This window comes from Hydrogenophaga sp. (assembly GCF_051860785.1).
In the GTDB taxonomy this organism is placed as follows: domain Bacteria; phylum Pseudomonadota; class Gammaproteobacteria; order Burkholderiales; family Burkholderiaceae_C; genus Hydrogenophaga.
This window is the reverse complement of record NZ_JBIMLB010000025.1, coordinates 35,965-53,942: the sequence shown is the minus strand read 5'-3', so window position 1 is coordinate 53,942 and position 17,978 is coordinate 35,965. Positions and strand designations below refer to the sequence as shown.

The following is a 17,978-nucleotide window of genomic DNA, read 5'->3' as shown; positions in this document are numbered from 1 at the left end:
TCCGCAGGTCATGAAAACCCGCAACGCCTCCCGTCCAGACTCGATCGCTCCATCGGCGAAGAAGGCCTCACGTGCCAGCCGAAAGCGCGGTCACCAGCCCCTGCTGATCACCGAGGCCTCGCCGTACTACCAGATCTGGGTGTTGACCAACCTCACCGCCAAGCCTTTCATGGTGCGGTTCGGCGAGCGGTTCGACCTCAACCTCACCGACTGGCGGATCATGCTGACACTGGCCGACAAGCCGGGCATCACCGCGCAAGGTCTGGCGGACTACACCGGTCTGGACAAGATGAGCGTTTCCCGTGTCGTGCGCAAACTGGAATCGCAAGACCGCCTGGTGCGTGAGAACAGCGAAGCCGACCGACGCAGCTTCCATCTCAACCTCACCGATGCGGGGTGGGCGGTGTATGAGGAAATCGCCGTGGCCGCGATTGAACGGGAAACGCAGGTCTATGCGGGTCTGAGCGCTTCGGAGGTGAAGACGCTACACGAATTGCTGGGCAAGCTCTCCGTTCGCGCGCGGCTCCCCCTGAACTGACTCAGAAACCGTACGGATCCAGTGCAGGGTCGTCGCCGGCGTGCGCAGGGCCTTCGGCCCACGCCAGAAAACTGCAGCCGAAGCGCGAACTCAGGTGCACACGAGCACCCGGTTCGATCACCACCACCGAAGGCCCGGTCACCGTGGTGTCGCCCACGCTCAGATCACCCGCCAGCAGGAAAAAGTCGGTGAGCCCGGTGTGGTGCAGATCGTTGAGCTTGGCACCTGGCCAGAGCTGCAATGAACACAGCCGATGGTTGCTGCCGGTGCCGGCGTAGTCGAACACCGGCCGGCGCAACACGCCGGCAAAGGGGGAGGCCACCTGCGCTACCGCGTCAAGCACCACCGTGATGTCCGGGGGGGTGAACGGCTGGGTGTTGGTCACCGTGGTTTTCTTCGCGTGTGGGTGGATGGCTGCGCCATCCGGCTCGATGATCACAGGCCCTTCCAGGCGCGAGAACAGCGTGCATCCGCCATAAGACACGGCATCGTGCGTGGCGCCCGTGAGATTGATGCCCACGGCACCCGCGCGCGTGGTGCACTGGAAATCGGTGAGTTCACCCGAGAGGAAATAGCTGCTCGCCACGCCGCGATGCTGGTGGACGCCAGAGCGGCTCATGGGATCGAACACCAGCATGCCGAGGAAGAGACCGCGTTCCGGATCGCGACGCACCGCTTTCTCACGCGAGGTGCCGCGTGGCGTCTCGCGCCATGGCAGGGCTTCGAGATCGTAGGCATAGACACCCGGTTGAATGCGATGTTCCGCAGTCGAGCCGGGCGCGTGGAGGGCGACGGGATGGATGGGGTCGGCGGCAACGGTCATGGTGTCGTCCTAGGGTAAACGAGAGGGTGGCGTCAAGGTAACGAACGTTACTATATGATGGAACCAAACGACTTGTCATGTCTTTTCTTTCAAGCCCTCAGACGTCTTTGAACGCGCCTCGCGTGCACGTGGTCACGGGCGGCAGTCATGGCATTGGCTCTGCCACGGTGGCGCTGCTGAGTGCCGCTGGCCACCGCGTGATTTCGCTCGACGTGGTGGCGCCTCCCACCGATTCGGGCAACGGTGATTCATCGGTTCTTCACCTCACCTGTGACCTCGCCTCGGAAGAAGCGATCCGCGCCGCATTCGCCCGCATGGCGCAAGACCTGGGCCATGTGGATGGCCTCGTGAACTGCGCGGGTGTCGAATCGCGGCATCTGCTGCAGAACATGCCGGTGGCGGCCTGGGACCGTGTGATGGACATCAATCTGCGCGGCACCATGTTGTGCCTGCAGGCGGCGGCACCGCTCATGCGCGAGGGTGCTTCGGTGGTCAACGTGGCGTCCATTGCGGGCAAGCGCATGTCCTATTCGGGCGACGCCGCCTACACCGCCTCCAAGGGCGCGGTGCTGGCCTTCACCCGCCACATGGCGTTCGAACTCGCGGGCCGTCGCATCCGGGTGAACGCGGTGTGCCCTGGCCCCACGCTCACGCCCATGATCTACCGCAGCCTGAGCGAAGAGCGCATGGCCGCCGTCGCCGAGGCCGTGCCGCTGGGTCGTTGGGTGCAGGCCGAAGACGTTGCCCAGACCATTGCTTTCCTGCTCTCTTCCGCCGCCGCCATGATCACCGGCAGCACCATCGATGTGGACGGCGGCATGTTGGTGTCCAACGGCACCCCTTACCGGGACTATGTGGCCGCCCGGCAAGTGCAACACGCAGCGCCGCCTTCTCCGGAGACATCGCCATGAAATGGATTCGCCCTCTGATGGCCGGGCTTGCCCTGGCTTTTCTTTCCGCTGCACAAGCGCAGCCCGCCTTGCGCATGGCCTACGTGGCGCCGCCACCGGTCTGGGGCCCGATCGCGGACCGCTTCGCCAAGGAGGTGGCCGATCGCACCAACGCGGAACTCAAGATCCAGTCTTTCGGCGCTGGTCAGCTGGGCAGCCTGCCGCAGAACTATGCGGGTCTGCGAACCGGGCAGATCGACATGATGCTGGCCGACACGGGCACGCTTGCACTGGCGCGTGGGGGCAAGGACTTCAATGCCCTGTTTGCACCTTACATATTCCGCGATCATGCGCACTTCAAGACCTTCATGCAGTCGGAGACCTTCCGTCAGATGCTCGATGGCGTGGAGAAGGAGGCCGGTTTCAAGCTCGTGGGGTATGTGTCCGATCGCACGCCGCGCCAGCTCACCACCTCGAACCGCAAGGTGCTCAAGCCCGACGACATGAAGGGCCTGAAGGTACGCGTGCCCGAAACGCCAGCCATCCTGGAAGTGATGAAGGGTTGGGGAGCATCACCCACACCGGTTCCGGCCGCCGAGTTGTACCTCGCCATGAAGCAGGGCCTGGTCGATGGGCAGGACAACGGCTTTGATGCCATTGCCGGCGCAAAGTACTACGAGGTGCAGAAGTACGCGATGAAGATCGACTACATCCAGTCGGGCCTCATCGTCCTGATTGCCGCCGACAAATGGGCCCGCCTCACGCCGGCCCAGCAGAAGGCCATGACCGACGCGGCGGTGGCCACCGAGAAGTGGGCCAGCAAGGAAACCTGGGACGGTGCAGCCAGATCCATCGAGACGTTGAAGGCCAATGGCATGGAGATCGTGGAGCCTGATCTGGCGGCGTTCCGCAAGATGGCCGATGGCATCACGGCGAGCTTCGATGGTCAGCTCTGGAACAAGGGAACGGTGGAGAAGATCCGGGCGGCGAAATGAACCGGCTGCTGGGTCTGCTCGATCGCATCGTGCTGGCCCTGCTGGGCCTGGCGTTGCTGGGCCTGGTGGGCATCGGCGGCGCACAGATCGTGCTGAGGGAGACCATCGGCATACCGCTGCCCTGGGCCATGGAGCTCAGCGTGCTCATCATGATCTGGGCCACCATGCTCACGGGCTATGTGGGCGTGCGGCGCAACTCGCACCTGTCGGCGGACTTTCTCGGCTTGAACATGTCCGAGCGCCTGCGCCGCGCGCTGTCCACGCTGGCGTTGCTGCTCTCGCTGCTGTTCGTCGTGGTCTATGGCTGGCAGAGCCGCCTGGTGATCGATGCCATGGAAGGCATTCCCTTCACCTCATTGACGGTGACACAGCCGGTGCTGTACTGGTCGTTGCCGGTGGGTGCGTTCCTGATGGCGCTGGCCCTGCTGCACCGCCTGTGGCTGCAGGTGCGCGGCATTGAGGTTTCCTGATGCAGCAAGTGATTCTTTTCGGCGTGCTCATGCTGGCTTTCATGGGCTTCGCCATCGTCGGCGTGCCAGTGTTCTTCGCCATGGGTCTCGCGGCACTGGTCTTCATCTTCTTCAGCGGCGGCGCCGTGCCCTTGAACATCGTGGCCTCTTCCATGATCCAGGGCATGGATTCCTTCGCCTTCCTGGCGATCCCGTTCTTCTTCCTGGCCGGCGAGCTCATGAACACCGGCGGCATCACCCGGCGCCTGTTGAACTTTGCCTCTGCCGCCGTCGGGCACATCAAAGGCGGGCTCTCTCACGTGGCCATTCTGGCGAGCATGGTGTTCTCTGGCGTCTCCGGCTCGGCCGTGGCCGACGCTTCGGCCATCGGCTCTTCCATGATTCCCGCCATGAAAGACAAGGGCTACCCGGGTGCCTACGCCGCCGCCGTGGTGGCCGCCGCTTCGACCATGGGCCCCATCATTCCGCCGTCGATTGCATTTGTCGTCTATGCGCTGGTGAGCGATGTGTCGGTGGGTCAGCTCTTCATGGCCGGCGCCATTCCCGGGCTGCTCATGGGCGTGTACCTGCTAGCCGCAGCCAGCTGGGTGGCACACCGCCGCAACCTGCCATTCTCGGAGCGCACCTCGATGCGTGCGGTGCTCACGGCGCTGCGCGATGCCTTGCCGGCGTTGGCCATGCCCGTCATCATCATCGGCGGCATCGTGGGCGGCATGGTCACCCCCACCGAGGCGGGCATCATTGCGGTGCTGTACTCCATTGCCATCAGCGTGTTCTTCTACCGCGAACTCACCTGGGCGCAGACATGGCGCATCTTCTGCGAATGCATGGTCAGCTCCGGCATCATCCTGCTGACCATCGCTGCATCCGGCATCTTCTCCTGGCTGGTGGCCAACCTGGCCATCGGTGAAACCCTGGCCACCACCCTCAAGACACTCACCGACAGCCCGTGGATCATGCTGGCCCTGATCAACATCGTGTTGCTGCTCTGGGGTCTCGCGCTGGAGCCCGCCGTGGCGCTGGTGACGCTGGTGCCGGTGCTGGTGCCCATTGCCAACGCCTATGGCATCGACCTGGTTCACCTCGGTGTCATCGTCGTGCTCAACCTCATGATCGGACAGCTGACACCGCCCTCGGGCGTGATCACGTTTCTCACCGCGCAGATCGCCGGCGCACCGCTGCATGCGGTGTTCAAGGAGGCCATTCCTTTCACGATCGCGTTGATCGCGGTGCTGCTGATCGTCACCTACGTACCGATGGTCTCGCTCTGGTTGCCGATGGTTCTTGGGGGATAGGGAAGTCGCCAGCTTCGTGATTCGATGCCAGCGATTCGAACCTCATGACTTGCAACTGAGCACGTTTCCTCGCGTCATGGCCGTGGCTGCCTAAGCTGGCGAGCCTGTGCCACACGCTTCCGGAGACTCGCCATGCCGTTGCACCCCGCCGGTGCTCGTACCCAAGCATCTGCCTCGCTCGACATCTGGCACGCTGCACGGAACGACGACGTCGCCTTGCTGCGAAGCTTGTACGAGCAGGGCCAGGCACTGGACATGATGGATTCACGAGGCTTGACCCCCGCGCACTACGCCGCCGGCAACGGGCACCTGGCGGCCGTGCACGAACTTCGCCTGCTCGGTGCGCGTCTGGACGTGGCGGATGCCACGGGCACCACGCCCGCGCACGATGCGGCCAGTGGTGGCCACATCGACGTCATCGCCGAACTGCACGAGGCCGGTGTGCCAATGGACGTTCGCAATCACTGCGGGCCCACGCCCGCAGACCTCGCTGCCCTGCACGGTCATGCCGGCTTGCTCGACTGGGTGACCTGCCCGGCCTCATGAGCTGAACGGGTTGGCCATCGCAAACCACACCCCCAGCGCCACCGAGATGATGAAGGCGCCGTCCAGCAGGCCGGCGAGCAGGAAGACCTTGGGCTGCATGGCCTCCATCGTTTCGGGTTGCCGCGCGGATGCTTCCAGGTACCTGCTGGCCATGATGCCGATGCCGATGCAGGAACCGAGTGCGCCAAGGCCGATCATGTGGCCAACGGCCAGGGGAAGACTGCTGATGTCTGACATGGTGTGCTCCTTTCGTTGAGTCGACTCCACTGTGCCGGCATGGCTTCGGGAAATCCATGACCTCGGAGGTCATGGCACCTTGGCCTTTCTGCGAAAAGGGAGCGCGAATCAATTCGTGTTGTGACCGTCCTGGTTCGTGGCGCATCAAGACCATCTGGGGGTTTTTTCGATACGACACTCTTCGCCGGATTAACTTCGCAACCCCGGCGGGGGCTGGAGCGGCCGCGTGAACAGCAAGGAACGAACATGAATGGCAACGGAGATCACCAGGGAACACAACGACACAGACGACAGGCTATGGTCGTGCCGGCGAACGGCACGCTGCAGGATCCGGCACTTCCCCGGCTGGTCCCTCCTGCCAATGCGGCGCCGGTATCGCTTGATCCATCCAGATTGGATGTTGTCAAATTTAGCAATGCCGCCACGGGCAAAACCACGATGCGTACCCTAGGGCAGATGGATGAGGTGCCTGTGTCCGAAGCTGAGTATCTGGCAGCTCGGCAACTGGGAAGTCATGAACCTGCCTTCTTAGAAGGCCCCCCAATAGCGGGCCGCTGTGCCAGCGATTCACCCGTACCCAGCGAACCACCCAGCGGACCTAGTCCTTGACCCATGGCGATGACGACGGATGGAGTTTGCCGTGGCGCAATGGCCTGATCCCGTGCCGCCTTTCCCGAACGGCGCGAGTGCGAGGAGGCGGCAAGCGCGTCTGGCAGAAGTTCCTCAACTGGTCCCTGCCCGTCTGATCGATGCCGCGCAAGGTATGGCAACCCACCCGGTTGCGGACACAACATCTCCCGTCGTTGCCAAGGCGACCAGGGCCACGGGTGGTGGTAGCCGGCATTACGCCGACCTCCTCGGTGTCGGCGTTCCGCGTGACAAATCCTGAGCCTCTGCGCAGATCCGGGTGGCGCGAGCTGGCCGCCAGTGTGGCAGGGGCTGCGTGGTGCGCAGGCGCGTGGGCGCAACAAGTTCCTCCGCCGAACCTGCTGGACCAGGACGTGGACCAATGCGTTGCGGCCGCGAGCGAACGGCATGGCGTTCATCAAGACCTGCTCACGGCGATCCTGCGCGTGGAGTCCGGCATGCGCGCCGACCCGGTGCGGCGCAATGCCAACGGCAGCATCGACGTCGGTATTGCGCAGATCAACAGCGTCCACTTTGCCGAGTTGAAGCGCCACGGCATCGAGTGGCCCCATCTGTTGCAGCCCTGTGTAGGCGTCCACGTGGCAGCCTGGCACCTGAAAAAGCAGATCGTGCGGCTGGGCAACACCTGGTTTGCGGTGGGCGCGTACCACAGCCTCACCCCCAGGTTCAACCAGCTCTACCAGGAGCGTGTCGTGTTCGAATTGAAACGCATGGGCAAGCTTCCCCGCTGAGGTTTCTGTGCGTGTCATGCGGCTTGTGGCGGTCAAGCGGTGGTTGGTTCCCTGGCTCGATCGTCACGCCCCATTCGTTCCATCATGCGCACCGCGTTCGATGGGAACGCGACCTCAAGGGAGAGCGAGCACATGCCGAATCCGGACGAAGCCAGGGTCTATCGCCAGGCGATCAGCGACTTTTGCGAGCGCATGGGGCTGGACGACGTGGACACCGTCGCTCAGGGCGCCCAGATCGATGTCGAAGGCGTGCACCTGTCCATCAGCCTGAATCAGGTCATCCCCGAATCGGTGGTGGTGTCGATCTACGTGGACTTGGGTTTTCCTCCCCGTGCGGGCGAGGCATCGGTGCTGCGCGCACTGCTGCAACAGACCCACCACAACTCGGTCAGCCGTGGCCTGGCGTACTGCATTTCGCCGGCCAACGGACATGTGGTCGGCGTCATCCACGTCGGTCTGGGCGGCCTGGAAGGGCAGGGGCTGGAGGCCCTGGTGAACACGCTGGTCGACATCTCGCTGCAGTTCCGAAGCACCTACTTTCTCTGGGGCCCATCTCATGGCGCTTCGAAAGACGACCGCGACGCCTCGGCCATGGCTTGAACGTCTCGGTGCAAGCAGCCCACGCTTCATGCGCGCTCGCCCGTGCTTCGTGAGGAAGTTGTATAGACCTTTGCCCGATTGCATAGATTTGCGGCACCCGTTTCGCCAGACGCTGCATTTCAGTGAATCAGCGCGGCATCAACCAGGAGAAGGATTCATGAGGGATTTTCAGTGCTTCGGTGTCGGCCCGGTTCGCTTTGAATGCAGCGGACAGCGACTGGCGGTGATGTTTCTGGTGGCTTTGGTTTTGTTTGCGTTCAGTGATCTGGCGTTGGCGGCGGATCCCGTTGATCCCTTTGCCAACACAGATCTGGCAGGTGCATTGGGAAGGTTGGTAGGTGCTCTCAATGGCGCCATCGCGCGATCCCTTGCTGTCATTGCCGTCATCGGGATGGGTATCGCCGCGCTCACTGGAAGGGTCGAATGGAGTCGAGCCATTGTCGTGGTGCTTGGCGTAGGGTTGATTTTTTCAGCGGCGGCAATGATCGAAGCGCTGTTCCCAACCGCGAAGACATCTTGAAACTGATGTCGCAGGAATACAAATGAAATACCTAATCGCTGTTCTGGGTGCCTTCATTCTTTTGCAAGCCTGCACCACCGCAGAGCTTGCTGCACCCCCCGCCCCTTGCGCGTCCACCACCCGCGATTGCGGACCAGCCAAACCGCTCAACACGGGTGTCGCCTTGGCTTTGCCAGTCCAGATTGGCGTGTCCCTCTGATTGTTGAACGTCGCGAACGCACACCCCATGGCCGACGCATCGCAACACTGTGAAGCAGACCACGTCTTCCTGGGCCTCACCCGCCCACCGATGTTCTTCGGCATCACCGACGTGTACGCGGTGTTCATGACCTTCGTCGTCATGATCGTGTTCCTCGGGCTGGGGGGAATGAAGGGCATCCTGTACGGCCTGATGTGTGCGCCTGCGCTGTACGTGTTCGGCTATGCCATGTGCGAGCGCGATGCGCGCGTGTTCCAGCTCTGGATGGCGAAGCTGGCTTACTTTTCGCAAGGGCGGCGACGCGCATCGTACTGGGACGGCACTTCGTTCGATCCGGGTTGCGTCTCGCTGAAAGGCTGACCATGTGGCGACACCTGAGCACCATGGCGGACGACGCCGTTCGCAAGGTCTCCCAGGAAGCCCAGGCCTCGCGCTGGTGCATTCCCTATGTGGCGCATGTCGATGAGCACACGCTCAAGACGCAGGATGGCAGCCTGCTGCAGGTGCTGCACCTGGGCGGATTGCCCTTTGACACCGCGGACGCGGACGAGCTGGATCTATTCAAGCGCATCCGCAACCAGCTCTGGAAGACGTTCAGTTCCTCCAATCTCGCGATCTACCACCACCTGGTGCGCCGCCGCCGCGTCACCTTGCCCGAGGGCGAGTTCGAAGCGGGTGGCTTTTCCGCTCAGTTGAACGCAGCCTGGTGCGAACGGCTGGGGCAGCGAAAGCTCTACACCAACGACATCTACCTCACGCTCGTGCACAAGCCCGGCGAGGGTGTGGCCAAGCGCCTCGACCAGTTGTTCAGGTCCTTGTCGGAGCGGCTGGATGCCCAGGAGCGCGAAGAATACGAGCGCAAGGCGCTGCAGTCGTTGAACGACGCCATGCGCGCGCTGCTGGAGGTGTTCAAGGCCTACCAGCCGCGCCTGCTGGGCGTGCAGCCCAACGGGCAGGGCGTGCCGTGCAGCGAGCTCATGCAGCTCTATGGCTTCTTCATCAATCTGCAGGACCGCCGCTACGCGGTGCCCGATCGTCCGGTCGCTGAAGTCCTGCCGGTGGCCCGCACCATCTTCCGCAACGAAGTGGTGGAACTGCGCCACACCGCCCGCACGCTGTACGCGGGTGTCGCATCGGTCAAGGAATACCCATCGCAGACCGCAGCGACCATGTACGACAAGCTGCTCACGCTGCCGTTCGAATTCTGCGCCACCCAGTCGTTTCGCTTCGAAGAACGCGCGCGCAGCGAAGCCGCCATCAAGCAGCAGCGCAACCGGCTGCTGAACGCGGGCGATGCCGGTCAGTCGCAGATCTACGCGCTGGACATGGCGATGGAGGAAACCAAGGGCGAAGCCGGGTTCGGCCTGCACCACCACACGATCATGGTGTGGGATGAGGATGCCTCGGCGGTGGCGGGCAAGCTCGCCACGGTGGACGCCGAACTGGCGGAAAACGGTATCACCAGCGTGCGCGAAGACGTCAACCTGGAGGCGGCGTTCTATGCGCAACTGCCGGGCAACTTCCGCTTCATCGCCCGCGGCGCGCGCATCTCCACCAAGAACTTCGCCTCGTTCGCCAGTTGCCACAACTACCTGGGCGGTCGGTCCCGGTCGATCTGGGGACCAGCCATCACCGTGCTGCCCACCGCCTCCGGCACCGCCTACCACTTCAACCTGCATGTGGCCGACCGGGGCAACACCCTGGTGCTGGGTCCCACTGGCCAGGGCAAGACACTCACCACCTCGTTCCTGTTCGCCCAAAGCCTCAAGCTCGGCGGGCGCCGCGTGTTTCTCGACAAGGACCGCGGCATGGAAATCTTCGTGCGCGCGATTGGAGGCAACTACTTCCGCATCGAAAGCCAGCGCCGAACCGGCTGGAACCCGCTGCAGTTGCCCGATACGCCGGCTGCCAGGGGCTTCCTGGTGGACTGGTTCGAGTCGTTGCTGACCGATGAAGGTGGCACGCCCATCGATGCCGAAGACCGTCAGCGCATCCGCCAGATCGTCTCCAGCGTGTTCGACCTCGCGCCCGAACTGCGCCAGCTTTGCCATGTGGCGCCCATGTTTGGCAACGCCGAGCAGGACAAGCTGGCCAAGCGCCTGCTCGACTGGTACGAGCACCCGCGTTATGGCCGCGGGCAGCATGCCTGGGTGTTCGACAACCCGCACAACGCGCTGGACATGAGCAACCCGGTGATCGGCTTCGACATGACCTATGTGCTCGATGCGAAGCAGATCCGCCCGGCCGTGCTCACCTGGCTGTTCTACATGGTCGAGACCCTGCTCGACGGCCAGCCGCTGGCAATCTTCGCCGACGAAGGCTGGCGCCTGCTCGACGACGAGATCGTGGCCCGGCGCATCGAAAACTTCGAGTTCGTCATCCGGAAGAACAATGGCTTGCTGGTGTTTGCCACGCAGACGCCGGAGACGGTGATGCAGTCGCACATCTCGGCCGCACTCAAGCAGCAGTCCGAGACCTTCATCCTGTTCCCCAATCCCAAGGCGGAGGAAGACGTGTACCGGGGCTACCTGGGCCTGAACCAGACCCAGTTCGACATGATCCGAAACGACCTGCCCATGCGCCCCGGGCGCGGTTGGTTCCTGGTGAAGAACAGCCTGGGCGTGAGCGTGTGCCAGCTCGACATGCAGGGCATGGACGACCACATTGCGGTGCTTTCGGGCAACAAGAACACCGTGGCGTTCATGGACAACCTGATGGCCGAGCACGGCGAAGACCCGGCCGCCTGGTTGCCGCATTTCATGGCGGGGTACCGCGCGGCGGGGAGTTCGGTGTGATCTTCTATGTATTGGAAAAGGTCGACCTTGCGCTTGCGACCGGTGTGATCACGCCCGGCTATGCCGCTCTCAGCGATTTCGTTGCTGCGCCGTTGCGATCGGGTATGGCTCTTCTGGTGGCGGTGCACGGCTTCAATCTGATGAAAGGACACACCCAGGGTCTGTCCGCCGTCGATGTGGGGTGGCTGATCCTGAAGATGGGCCTGGTGTCCGAGTTGCTGATCAACTGGGACTTCTTCAACACCTGGATCTATGAAACGATTTGGGGCACCTATACCGGGCTTGCGGATGCGCTGGCCACGTCGCTCACTTCTGGCGGACTGAGCAGTGCACTGAGCCTTAGCTCAAGTGCACTCGACAAAGCCTTTATGTCGCAAATGGAGTCAGCGTTTGTGCAGATGGTGAGAGTGCCGACCGAATCTGTGTCGATTGCGTTGATTGAGATACCCATCCCCTTGCTTGGGGACGCGCTCAAGATTCCTACCGCGATCCCGTTTCCGAACCTCATCCAAAACATCGCCGGCTTGATCAAGTTTGTGATGACGATCGTTCTCTTCGCCAGCGTTTTCGTGGTCATGCTGCTGTCCCGTCTCGGGCTCACCAGTTGCCTGGCCGTGGCGCCGATTTTTATCGCGTTGGCCCTCTTTCAGCACACTCGCTCCTACACCGATTCCTGGTTTCGGGGCATGTTGGGTTTTGTCCTGACGCCTGCGCTGCTGATGGTCGTGCTGATAGTTGCCGATGCGAGCATCGCGGTGTTCAACCTAGGCCCGCCGTCCGGGTGGCCGTCGCTCCCCGGTGCGATCGGCATCATCGGCCCTGCCATCGCCTACCTGCTTCTCTATTACGCCCTGGCCAAGTCCGTCGCCAGCGTGCCCCAGTTTGCCTCCGGCATGGTGGGCTCCTTGCTGGCCAACATCGGCGACGGCGCGGCGCATCAGGCCATTGGTGCCATTCACAAAGGCGTCGATGCCGGCATTGGAGCAGCGAAAGGAGCGGTCAAAGGCTTCGCAACGGGCGGTCCTGCGGGCGCAAAGGTCGGTGCCGCCCAAGGCGCTGCCTCCGCGATGCGCTGACGCTTTGCCATCCATCCTCACCCAGATCAAAGGCGCACCTCATGAGCACCCCAACCCCCAGCGATCCTGCTGATTCCCCCGCCGAAGCGCACTACTACGCCGCCGCGTCCGGCTGGGACGCGGAACTCATTCGCAATGCCCGCGTGTCGCGCAACCGTGCCTACCTGTTCGCTGCGCTCAGCTGGGTCGTGACCTTCGCCGCGTCCATTGCCATGGCGGTGGTCTTCTCGCGCGAGAAGGTCGAGGTGGTGACGATCGCCTACAACGACGCCACGCAGACCGTGCGCCATGTCCGATACAACGCCGAAGACGCGCAGCGCCTCACGGGCATGGAAGCGGTGCGCAAATTTCACATCAACCAGTGGATGCAGGCGGCAGAAACCTGGAGCCAGGCCGATGTCCAGAACCGGGTGAAGACCCTTCGGCTTTTCGCCGCACCGGCCGTGGAGTCCAAGCTCTCCTCGCTGTTTGGTGGCAGTGCTCAGGATCGTGCCCTGGGCCAGCGCCTGGAGCGCGTTCTGAAGCTGCACTCGATCTCCCAGCTCAAGGACGGTGTGGCGCATGTGCAGTTCCAGACCGAGGAATTCATCGACGGCAAATCCACGGGCATCTACGAATGGGCCTCGATCATCGAGTTCCGATTCACCCATCGACCTGTGGCGGGCAGCGATCTGCTCAACCCCTTCGGCTTCCAGGTGACCAACTACCGACGGGATGCCGCCGCCGTGCGAAACCCTTGACGAGCCACTCCATTCCACACCGCGATTCAACCGGGACAAGAACCATGAAAACCATTGCTTTCCTTATCGCTGCCTGCATGACGCTGGGTGCACACGCATCGGACAAGCCCGTCCGCAAGAGCGCACCCAAGGCACCGGAGCCGGTCGTGACATCTCCGGGCATCGAGACCAAGCCCGTGCGCGTCGACGAGCGCATCCGTGTGGTGGCCTACGACCCGGATGCGGTGATCCGGTTGCAGGGTGCCTACGGCTACACGCTGGCGGTGGAGTTCGGCGTCGACGAGCAGATCGTCACCGTGTCTCTGGGTGACAGCGTGGCCTGGCAGGCTGTTCCGCGAGAGAACGTGCTGTATCTCAAGCCGCACGAAGACAAGGCCGAGACCAACCTGCTGGTGCAGACCACACGGCGTTCCTACACCTTCAATCTGATGGCCTTCCAGCCCTTCGGTGTGAACGATGGTCGCCTCACCTACCGGGTGCGCTTCCGCTATCCGCAGGACGAAGCCCGCCAGCTGGAGGCACGCACCAGTGCGGCCAGGGAACAGGTCGAGCGGGAGGCGCGCACCACGGTGGGGTTGTCCACGGCCATGTCGGCTGGCATGCCTCCGCAGTCACGCAGCAAGCTGCCTTCGCAATGGAACTTCAAGTACTCGTTCAAGGGCTCGCGGGTGGCCGCACCGGTGCAGGTGCTGGACGACGGTGAGTTCACCTACATCCGCTTTGCCAGCCACGAGAGCGTGCCTGCGGTGTTTGAGGTGGACACCCAGAAAAACGAGACGCTGGCGAACTTTCGCCGTGAGGGCGAATGGCTGGTCATTGAAAAGGTGACGCGCCAGCTGGTGTTCCGCAGCGCGGGCAACGTGGAGATCGCCTGTGTGTTCAACGACGCGTTCCCGCAGCGTCCGGAATCGGCCTTGCGCGAACGATGAACCGCCAACCCCGCCGTCAGACGCCAACCCTTTCATTGAGCCTGCGCCATGCAACATGATGAAACCTCATCCTCCGCGCCCGAGGCAGCTACCGTTCCTCCAAGGGATCCCGTTGGTCGTGTGGCCCGCAGGGGGCCATCCCGATTGAACAAGCTGGTCTGGCCCCTGGCCCTTGGCGTGGCGGGGGTGCTGATCTACGGTGCCTTTGCGTCTGAATCCGACAAGAAGGTTGCGCGATCCGAAGAGCCTGAGCTGGAAGTGCTGAAGCCGGTGCCTCGCGTGGTGCGGCCCGCACCCGAGCCGGTTTTCGTGCCCACGCAAGTGGCTGCTGCGGCACCGGCCGCCGTGATGCCTCCCTTGCCCCCTGGCACGCCCCTGCCGCCAGTGGATCAGGCGGCCCTGGACGCGGCTGAACGCAAGGCGGCGGTAGCAAGAGATGCCGCCGAAGCGGCCAGACTTCGGCGCAAGGCGCCTTTGATGGTGCCCGTCTCAGGCGTGGGAAAGACCGAGGTGGCCGTGACCGAAAGCGGTTCTGGCGTGGTTCAGGACGTGCCGATGCAGGACATGCCAGTGATGAACGCCGCCATGGCGGAGCGGGCGGCGAATATGGTGCGGGTCGGGTCGACGGTGAGCACCGATTCCCGGTTCGTGCCCACGGCGCTGGAGCCGGACGACCAGTCCCTGGACCAGAAGATCCTGCAAGGCAAGACGATCCCGGCCGTGCTGGAAACCGCCATACACACCGCGCTGCCAGGCCAGGTGCGGGCCATGGTGAATGAGGACGTGTACGGAGAATCGGGGCGTCGGGTGCTGATTCCGAAGATGTCCCGGCTCGTGGGCGAGTACGAGACCGCCCGGATCTCCGCCGGGCAATCGCGCGTGATGGTGATCTGGCAGCGCGCCATCCTGCCCGACGGCAAGAGCGTGCGGCTCGCGAGTCCGGGTACGGATGGCCTGGGCCGCTCCGGCATGTCGGGTGAGGTGGACAACCACTACCTTGAACGCTTCGGTGCGGCATTCCTGGTGTCCATGATGGGCGTTGCGGTGGAAGAGGCGGCTGCGTCCAGCAGCGCCAGCACCAACGCGGCGGGCGGGTTGATCATTGTGGACCGGGCCCGCAGCGAGGCCGTGAAGGGACTGCAGTCCACGGTGGAGAGCATCCTGAAGTCCCAGGCCAACATTCCTCCCACGATCCAGATCGTCCAGGGCAGTCGCGTGCGCGTGTTCGTGGCGCGCGATCTGGATCTGTCGTCCGTGGCTGCCAAGGCTCGCTGAACATCACCTTCATGAGCACCGCCGCACTTCGCTCCTACCTCACGCCGTTGCGCCCCTTGCTGGAGACGGCCGGCGTCGAGGAAATCATCGTCAACCGGCCTGGCGAGGTGTATGTCGAGTCGGGAGGAACCTGGGTGCCGCATGGCATTCCGGAGTTCGACCAGCGCCGCCTCAACCAGCTGGCAGACCTCATCGCCACCTATTCCCACCAGACTGTTGGCCCTCGGCAGCCTTTGCTTTCGGCCCAGCTGCCCGAGGGCCAGCGGGTGCAGGTGGTGATGCCGCCGGGGTGCCTGCCCGACATGTTCGGCCTGGCGATCCGCATGCCGTCGCAGAAGCGCTTCTCGCTCGAAGACCTGAACAGAGGCGGTGCCTTGCGTCCGCGCGAGGCCGTGAGCGGAGGTGCCGAAGACGACGCCGAACTCACGGCCATGCTCGACGGCGGTGACATGGTGGGCTTCCTTCGCGCAGCGGTGCGCCTGCGCAAGAACATCATCATCTCCGGCGGTACCTCCACGGGCAAGACCACGACCCTGCGCGCCCTCACCGACGAGATGGGGCAGCACGAACGGCTGGTCACCATCGAGGACGTGCCCGAGATTGCGCTGTCGCAGCACAACAAGCTGTCGCTGATCGCCAGCAAAGGCGGGCAGGGCGTGGCCAAGGTCAGCGTGACCGACCTGCTGGAAGCCAGCATGCGCCTGCGGCCGGACCGCATCCTGCTCGGTGAGATCCGTGGCTCGGAAGCGGCGGACTTCCTGGAGCTGATCAACTCGGGCCATCCGGGTTCGATCTCCACCATCCACGCCGACAGCCCGCGCCTGTGCTTCGAGCGCCTGTGCTTCATGGTCAAGCGCCGCGAAGGTTTCCAGGCCATGAGCACGCAGGCGTTGCTGGCCTACATCCAGTCGGTCATCGACGTGGTCGTGCAGTTCAAGCGGTTCGACAATGGCTCGCGCGGTGTCACGCAGGTCTGGTTCGGACCGCGCGATCGCGTGGACCCGCAGGGGCTTGAGGCTCCCTAGGAAGCTCGTGTGCGCCTGCTGCTGTTGAGCCTGGGGGGCCTTCTGGGTGCGCCTCTCGCAAGCGCCGTCATCTGGCTGTTGTGGGTGGTCCAGGCCTTTGACCTGCAACCGCCGATGGCGCGCGACCTCAAGGCCGCCGCCTCGCTCGCTTTCAGTGCGCCCAACCTGGTGCCCATCACGCACACCAGCCTGGCCGCGGGCGCTGCCCTGAGCCTGCTGGTGGTGTGGGTGGTGTGGGTGCTGGGCAATCCGCACAGCAAGCCGGCACGGCATGTGCGCGGTGCCACCTTTGCCTCGGTCGCGGTGCTGCGCCGCATGACCAACGAGCAGACGATCCGCAACCGACTGATCCGCGTCCGCGCGGCGTTCCAGTTCGCGCAGACCAAGCCGACACCTGCCCAGATCTGGAAAGACTTGTGTCGCACGGTGCCGCAGGCCACCGTGGGCGGGGTGCCGATTCCGGTGTCGGTGGAGCCGCTGCACATGCTGGTGGCTGGCACCACAGGCGCCGGCAAGTCGCAGGCGATCAAGGAAATCCTCTCGGGTGCCGTGCAGCGAGGCGATCGCCTGCTGGTGGTCGATCCCAATGGCGACTACTACTCCATCTTTGCGAGGCCGGGCGACCTCGTGCTCAATCCATTCGATCGTCGTACGCCCGGCTGGTCCATCTTCAACGAGATCCGGTCCACCTACGACTGCGAGCGGTTCGCCCGCAGCGTGGTACCCGATGGCACGGGCGACATGCGCGAGTGGAATGGCTACGCGCAGTTCCTGATCAAGGAGGTGATGAACAAGCTCTGGACACAGGGTTGCCGCGAGACCAGCGTGCTCATCAAGTTCGTCTGCGAACTGCCCATCGAAACGCTGGCCGAGTACATGGCCGACACGCCCGCCGCTTCGATGTTTGCCGATGGCGCGGAAAAGACCATGGGTTCCACGCGCTTCATCGCCACCAAGTACCTGGGGCCGCACAAGCACATGCCGCAGGGCGACTTCTCGCTGCGCGACTGGCTCGAAGGCGCTCCCGGCAATCTGTACATCACCTGGCGCGAAGACATGGCCGATGCGCTGCGCTCGCTCATCTCGACCTGGTTCGACGTGGTCATCACCGCCACGCTCTCGGCCCCTGTGCACGGCCCACCGCGGCCGACCTGGTTTGTCTGCGACGAGCTCGCCTCGCTGGAAAAACTCAGCAGCCTTGAAGCGGGCCTCACCAAAGGCCGCAAGCATGGCGCGCGATTCCTTTGCGGCATCCAGTCCACGGCGCAGCTCGATGATCTCTATGGCAAGGAAAAGGCCGTCACGCTGCGCAGTTGCTTTCGCAACCTGCTGTTCCTCAACATTCCGCACACCGATCCCGCCACGGCGGAGGAGCTCAGCAAAGGGGTGGGCGAATCGGAGTTCGTGCGCAAGGAAACGCAGCGCTCGGTGGGCTACTCCATGAAGAACAGTTCACGCACCATCTCGCGGCGCAACGTCACGGAAAAGGTGCTGCTGCCCAGCCAGATCCAGGACCTGCCCAACCTGCAGGCCTACGTGTCCTTTGCAGGCGACTATCCGCTGTGCAAGGTGTCGCTGGCCGCGCACCTGTTTCCCAAGGTGGGTGTGCCGTTCGAGCCGCGCGAGATCAGCCAGCCGGTTTGAGG

At 63.6% G+C, this 17,978-nt stretch carries 19 protein-coding genes; 17 read left to right on the top strand and 2 right to left on the bottom strand.

Translation table 11 applies throughout. The annotated features are described in order from the left end of the window. The first annotated feature begins 10 nt into the window (after positions 1 to 10). Positions 11 to 538: a MarR family winged helix-turn-helix transcriptional regulator gene (locus ACTIF6_RS23615; protein ID WP_439590195.1), complete on the top strand. Its 528-nt coding sequence runs from the start codon at positions 11 to 13 to the stop codon at positions 536 to 538. 1 nt (position 539) lies between these two features. Here the strand turns inward: ACTIF6_RS23615 and ACTIF6_RS23610 are convergent, their stop codons facing one another. Continuing rightward, positions 540 to 1,361: a cupin domain-containing protein gene (locus tag ACTIF6_RS23610; protein ID WP_439590194.1), complete on the bottom strand. Its 822-nt coding sequence runs from the start codon at positions 1,359 to 1,361 to the stop codon at positions 540 to 542. A 107-nt stretch (positions 1,362 to 1,468) separates the two neighbouring features. Here ACTIF6_RS23610 and ACTIF6_RS23605 point away from each other — a divergent pair, with 107 nt between their 5' ends. The 5 genes from ACTIF6_RS23605 (at position 1,469) to ACTIF6_RS23585 (ending at position 5,557) form a co-directional block, all read left to right on the top strand. Then, complete coding sequence (locus ACTIF6_RS23605) at positions 1,469 to 2,272, top strand: SDR family NAD(P)-dependent oxidoreductase (protein WP_439590193.1); 804 nt, start codon at positions 1,469 to 1,471, stop codon at positions 2,270 to 2,272. Continuing rightward, the gene (locus ACTIF6_RS23600) at positions 2,269 to 3,246 is read left to right on the top strand and encodes a TRAP transporter substrate-binding protein (RefSeq protein WP_439590192.1); all 978 of its coding nucleotides are present in this window, start codon (positions 2,269 to 2,271) and stop codon (positions 3,244 to 3,246) included. Before ACTIF6_RS23605 ends, ACTIF6_RS23600 begins: the two co-directional genes overlap by 4 nt. Beyond that, positions 3,243 to 3,716: a TRAP transporter small permease gene (locus tag ACTIF6_RS23595; RefSeq protein ID WP_439590191.1), complete on the top strand. Its 474-nt coding sequence runs from the start codon at positions 3,243 to 3,245 to the stop codon at positions 3,714 to 3,716. Before ACTIF6_RS23600 ends, ACTIF6_RS23595 begins: the two co-directional genes overlap by 4 nt. Beyond that, on the top strand, positions 3,716 to 5,011 hold the full coding sequence (locus ACTIF6_RS23590; protein WP_439590190.1) for a TRAP transporter large permease: 1,296 nt from the start codon (positions 3,716 to 3,718) through the stop codon (positions 5,009 to 5,011). The genes ACTIF6_RS23595 and ACTIF6_RS23590 overlap by 1 nt, the downstream gene beginning before the upstream one ends. 132 nt (positions 5,012 to 5,143) lie before the next feature. Then, positions 5,144 to 5,557, top strand: coding sequence for an ankyrin repeat domain-containing protein (locus ACTIF6_RS23585; RefSeq protein WP_439590189.1), 414 nt, complete (start codon positions 5,144 to 5,146; stop codon positions 5,555 to 5,557). On the opposite strand, the gene atpE is transcribed toward ACTIF6_RS23585, so the two are convergent. Beyond that, positions 5,552 to 5,794, bottom strand: coding sequence for a F0F1 ATP synthase subunit C (atpE, locus tag ACTIF6_RS23580; protein ID WP_439590188.1), 243 nt, complete (start codon positions 5,792 to 5,794; stop codon positions 5,552 to 5,554). The two genes, ACTIF6_RS23585 and atpE, sit on opposite strands and share 6 nt — an antisense overlap. A gap of 1,001 nt (positions 5,795 to 6,795) precedes the next feature. On the opposite strand from atpE, the gene ACTIF6_RS23575 reads away from it, so the two are divergent. The 11 genes from ACTIF6_RS23575 to ACTIF6_RS23525 all read left to right on the top strand — a co-directional run bounded on the left by ACTIF6_RS23575 (position 6,796) and on the right by ACTIF6_RS23525 (position 17,976). After that, positions 6,796 to 7,173 carry a lytic transglycosylase domain-containing protein gene (locus ACTIF6_RS23575; RefSeq protein WP_439590187.1) on the top strand — a complete coding sequence of 126 codons (378 nt, stop codon included), beginning with the start codon at positions 6,796 to 6,798 and terminating at the stop codon, positions 7,171 to 7,173. Between the two features lie 132 nt (positions 7,174 to 7,305). Further along, positions 7,306 to 7,773, top strand: a complete 468-nt coding sequence (locus tag ACTIF6_RS23570; protein WP_439590186.1) for a hypothetical protein — start codon at positions 7,306 to 7,308, stop codon at positions 7,771 to 7,773. A 157-nt stretch (positions 7,774 to 7,930) separates the two neighbouring features. Further along, positions 7,931 to 8,293: a TrbC/VirB2 family protein gene (locus tag ACTIF6_RS23565; RefSeq protein WP_439590185.1), complete on the top strand. Its 363-nt coding sequence runs from the start codon at positions 7,931 to 7,933 to the stop codon at positions 8,291 to 8,293. Positions 8,294 to 8,519: 226 nt separating this feature from the next. Further along, positions 8,520 to 8,852, top strand: a complete 333-nt coding sequence (locus ACTIF6_RS23560) for a type IV secretion system protein VirB3 (RefSeq protein WP_439590184.1) — start codon at positions 8,520 to 8,522, stop codon at positions 8,850 to 8,852. A gap of 2 nt (positions 8,853 to 8,854) precedes the next feature. After that, a complete protein-coding gene (locus tag ACTIF6_RS23555) occupies positions 8,855 to 11,287 on the top strand; it encodes a VirB4 family type IV secretion/conjugal transfer ATPase (protein ID WP_439590183.1) in 2,433 nt (810 codons plus the stop codon). Beyond that, the gene (locus ACTIF6_RS23550) at positions 11,284 to 12,363 is read left to right on the top strand and encodes a type IV secretion system protein (RefSeq protein ID WP_439590182.1); all 1,080 of its coding nucleotides are present in this window, start codon (positions 11,284 to 11,286) and stop codon (positions 12,361 to 12,363) included. The genes ACTIF6_RS23555 and ACTIF6_RS23550 overlap by 4 nt, the downstream gene beginning before the upstream one ends. A 41-nt stretch (positions 12,364 to 12,404) precedes the next feature. Continuing rightward, positions 12,405 to 13,103, top strand: a complete 699-nt coding sequence (locus ACTIF6_RS23545) for a VirB8/TrbF family protein (RefSeq protein WP_439590181.1) — start codon at positions 12,405 to 12,407, stop codon at positions 13,101 to 13,103. Between the two features lie 44 nt (positions 13,104 to 13,147). Continuing rightward, a complete protein-coding gene (locus ACTIF6_RS23540; RefSeq protein WP_439590180.1) occupies positions 13,148 to 14,032 on the top strand; it encodes a TrbG/VirB9 family P-type conjugative transfer protein in 885 nt (294 codons plus the stop codon). A 144-nt stretch (positions 14,033 to 14,176) separates the two neighbouring features. Then, the gene (locus tag ACTIF6_RS23535; protein ID WP_439590179.1) at positions 14,177 to 15,307 is read left to right on the top strand and encodes a TrbI/VirB10 family protein; all 1,131 of its coding nucleotides are present in this window, start codon (positions 14,177 to 14,179) and stop codon (positions 15,305 to 15,307) included. An 11-nt stretch (positions 15,308 to 15,318) separates the two neighbouring features. Further along, the gene (gene virB11 / locus ACTIF6_RS23530; RefSeq protein WP_439590178.1) at positions 15,319 to 16,332 is read left to right on the top strand and encodes a P-type DNA transfer ATPase VirB11; all 1,014 of its coding nucleotides are present in this window, start codon (positions 15,319 to 15,321) and stop codon (positions 16,330 to 16,332) included. Positions 16,333 to 16,341: 9 nt separating this feature from the next. Beyond that, the gene (locus ACTIF6_RS23525) at positions 16,342 to 17,976 is read left to right on the top strand and encodes a type IV secretion system DNA-binding domain-containing protein (protein ID WP_439590177.1); all 1,635 of its coding nucleotides are present in this window, start codon (positions 16,342 to 16,344) and stop codon (positions 17,974 to 17,976) included. Positions 17,977 to 17,978: the final 2 nt, after the last annotated feature.